Annotated in this window: 4 protein-coding genes; all 4 read left to right on the forward strand. The window is 73.3% G+C overall.

From position 1 onward, the window contains the following. On the forward strand, positions 1-351 hold a 351-nt coding region (locus tag MXD58_RS23920), incomplete at its 5' end, for an HRDC domain-containing protein (protein ID WP_250609971.1). A 135-nt stretch (positions 352-486) separates the two neighbouring features. Next, positions 487-930 (forward strand): hypothetical protein, encoded by a 444-nt coding sequence (locus MXD58_RS23925; protein ID WP_250609972.1) that lies wholly within the window; start codon positions 487-489, stop codon positions 928-930. A gap of 108 nt (positions 931-1,038) precedes the next feature. After that, positions 1,039-1,326 carry a WhiB family transcriptional regulator gene (locus MXD58_RS23930; RefSeq protein WP_248836801.1) on the forward strand — a complete coding sequence of 96 codons (288 nt, stop codon included), beginning with the start codon at positions 1,039-1,041 and terminating at the stop codon, positions 1,324-1,326. Positions 1,327-1,515: 189 nt separating this feature from the next. Next, positions 1,516-3,047: alkaline phosphatase family protein (locus tag MXD58_RS23935; protein WP_250609973.1), on the forward strand; the 1,532-nt coding region annotated here is incomplete at its 3' end.

A 3,047-nucleotide genomic window follows, 5' to 3' on the forward strand; every position in this document is an offset into this window, starting at 1 on the left:
GCGCGGCGGCGCCGCGCCGCGGTGCGCTGCCGCGTCTGCGGGAACGAACTCACCGGCGCGGTCGCCAGCACCGGGCGGTGCGCCCAATGTCCTGGCGACCTCGACGCGGGGCTGTACGAACGGCTCAAGGCCTGGCGGTCCACGACCGCGCGGGAGCTGCGCCTGCCCGTGTTCGTGGTCCTCACCGACGCCACGCTGCGCTCGATCGCGCAGAGCCGGCCGGCCTCGGTGGCGGAACTCGTCCGGATCCCCGGCATCGGTCAGGCCAAGCTCGACCGCTACGGCGAGGCGGTGCTGCGTCTCGTCGCCGACCCCGGCGTGGCGGGCGTGGTGAACGGCGAACCCTCGTGACAAAATGTGTCCGGCTCGCGACACAGAAAATACATTGAGGTTCGCGCGGAGTCCTTCTACCGTTACGCACGACGCCCGAGTTCTGACGCCGCTGGACGACCACGCCCACGGCTCCCCCAAGGAGGTGATCTCGCAGTGATCAACAATCTGATGAACAGATTGGGTGGCGAGGTCGGCCGTCCCTGGGGCAAAGACCTGGGCCGCACGGCCATGACGGCGATCGTCGGCTATCGCTCCAGTCTGGGTGTCCGCGGGCTGGCCGTCGCGTTTGGTCCGGCCACCGCGCACGGTCAGCGTCCTGTGCAGGGCACAGGTGCGCTCACCGTCGGCGAGATCACCGGCTGCGGCACGTGCGACGGGGCTCTCGGCCAGACGTCTGGCGTGGCGGCGCTGCCGTCCACCGCCGGGTGGGACCCGATGTTCGCTGAGCACGCCCGCGTGAGCGGCCCGGCGCTCGCCGTGGCAGCTCGGCCGACGGCCGAGCCGGCGCGGTCGATGCCCGTCGCCCAGGCCCAGGCCCACCTGTCCGCAGACCGTCACCTCATCTCGGGATCCGCTCGCGATCCGCTCCCGGACTAGCTCCGAGGAGCCGAACGCCGAGGCCGTGATCCCCCTGGGGATCACGGCCTTTTTCGTTGTGCTTCCTTGCCTCGCCTGAAGATCAGACCGTGTCGGAGGTGACACCCGGTGTTCGATCGCTCGATCGTCTCCCGGATCGATCGTGATCGGCTCGTCCTGCCTTGCTGGGACGTCGATCCTGAGATGTTCTTCGCGGAGTCCCCGGCGGACGTGGAGACCGCCAAGGCCGTCTGCCGGGCCTGCCCGGTCCGGGCCGCGTGCCTGTCCGCCGCCCTCGACCGCGCGGAGCCCTGGGGCGTGTGGGGCGGTGAGCTGGTCGTGACCGGCACAGTCGTCCCGCGCAAGCGGCCCCGCGGCCGTCCGCGCAAGGTTCGTCCCGAAGAGGTCGCGGCCTGATCCGCTGCCGGCGGACTCCGCTGCCGGCGGACAAGGACGTGACCAGGCGCTTCGCGGGCGGGACACCGACAGGTCGGTGTCCCGCCCGCTGGCGTTGGCCGTGGATTCCTACCGGCGGTCGCGGCCGCCCGGTACTGTTCCGGCGTGCCCAGCCACGATCGTGTGTATCCGTTGTCGACCGGAGCCGCGGTGCCGGACGCGCCGCCCGTGGCGGCCGGAGCAGGCGAGCTGTCCCGTGCCGTCGCCGCCCTCACCGCGCCCGACCTGGCCGCCATCGTCGACTTCGTCGCCTGGCTGGACGCGGGCTGGCTCCACGTCGCGAACTCCGAAGGCTCGGCCCGGCTGCCGGTCGCCGACGCCGACGGCCCCTGGGAGGTGCGCTACGGGCGGGACCCGCTGGGCGCCCAGGACCCGATGCACGGCGTGCCGCTGGCCGCCACGCTCGCCGATCCGTCGCCGCCCAACGCGCGCAACGCCTACCCTTACGCGGGACGCCGGCTGCTGTCCGCGTTCGGCGATCCCGCCCGCTCGCCGGATCTGATCGTCGTGCACACGCCCGGCCACTACTGGCCGGAGCGCGGTGGCCATCTCGGCGAACACGGCTCCCTCGACGCCGGGCAGTCTCGCGCCCCGCTGCTGCTCTCCGGCGCCGGCGTGCGCGCCCGGGGACTGCGGCCCGGCGTGGCCAGGGTCATCGACGTCGCACCGACCCTGGCCGCCCTCGCCGGGGTCACCATGCCCGGGACGGAGGGCGCCGCGTTGAGCGACCTGATCGGCCCGGGCGCCCGCCACGTTGTGGGCCTGCTCTGGGACGGCACGAGCAGCAACGACCTGCTGCACCTGGCGGGCTCCGGTGAGCTGCCGAACGTCGCCCGCCTGCTGGCGCAGGGCACCGCACTCACCGGCGGGGCGATCGCGGAGTTCCCCAGCGTGACGCTGACCAACCACACCTCCGCTCTCACCGGCCTCGGGCCCGGCCGGCACGGAATTCTGCACAACGTCTACTTCGACCGTGAGGTTGGCCGGCAGATCATCGCCAACGACGTCCGGACCTGGCATCTCGCCTGCGAGCAGCTCCGTGACGGCGTCGAGACCCTGTTCGAGGCCGTCGTCCGGGAGCGTCCGGACGCGGTGTGCGCCTGCGTGAACGAACCGGTCGACCGCGGTGCCCACTACTCGACGTTCGGCCTGGTCCGGGCGGCGGGGAGCGCCGGCGGCGCCGGCGACATGGGCGACTACCTGCCACCCGCCGAGGGCGACCCGCACGCGAGCGAGCGCTGGGTGGGGGAGAACCCCGACTACGCGTGGTCCACTCGGGTCGACGCGCTCGGCCTCGCCCAGGTCACCCAGCTGTGGGCGACCGACGTGCGCCCGCCGGAGGTCATGTGGTGGAACACCACCCTCACCGACACCGGCCACCACGGCGGCGGTCCCTACTCGGAGCAGTCCCGCGCCTCGCTGCGGGACGCCGACGCACGCCTGGGCGTCTTCCTGGATCTGCTCGTCGAGCGGGACCTGCTGTCCGTCACGGCGTTCCTGCTGACGGCGGACCACGGCTCGGAGGCGGCGGATCCGCGGTGCCGGGGCGACTGGGGGGACGCCCTGCGGGCCGCTGACGTGACCTTCCGCGACGAGGGCTACGGGTTCATCTACCTCGGCGAGCAGCGGCAGCCCGCCGCCGCCGCGGGCGCCGCCGGCACCGCGAGCGCCAACCCGGCGCC

Source organism: Frankia sp. AgKG'84/4 (assembly GCF_023242965.2).
GTDB lineage: Bacteria > Actinomycetota > Actinomycetes > Frankiales > Frankiaceae > Frankia.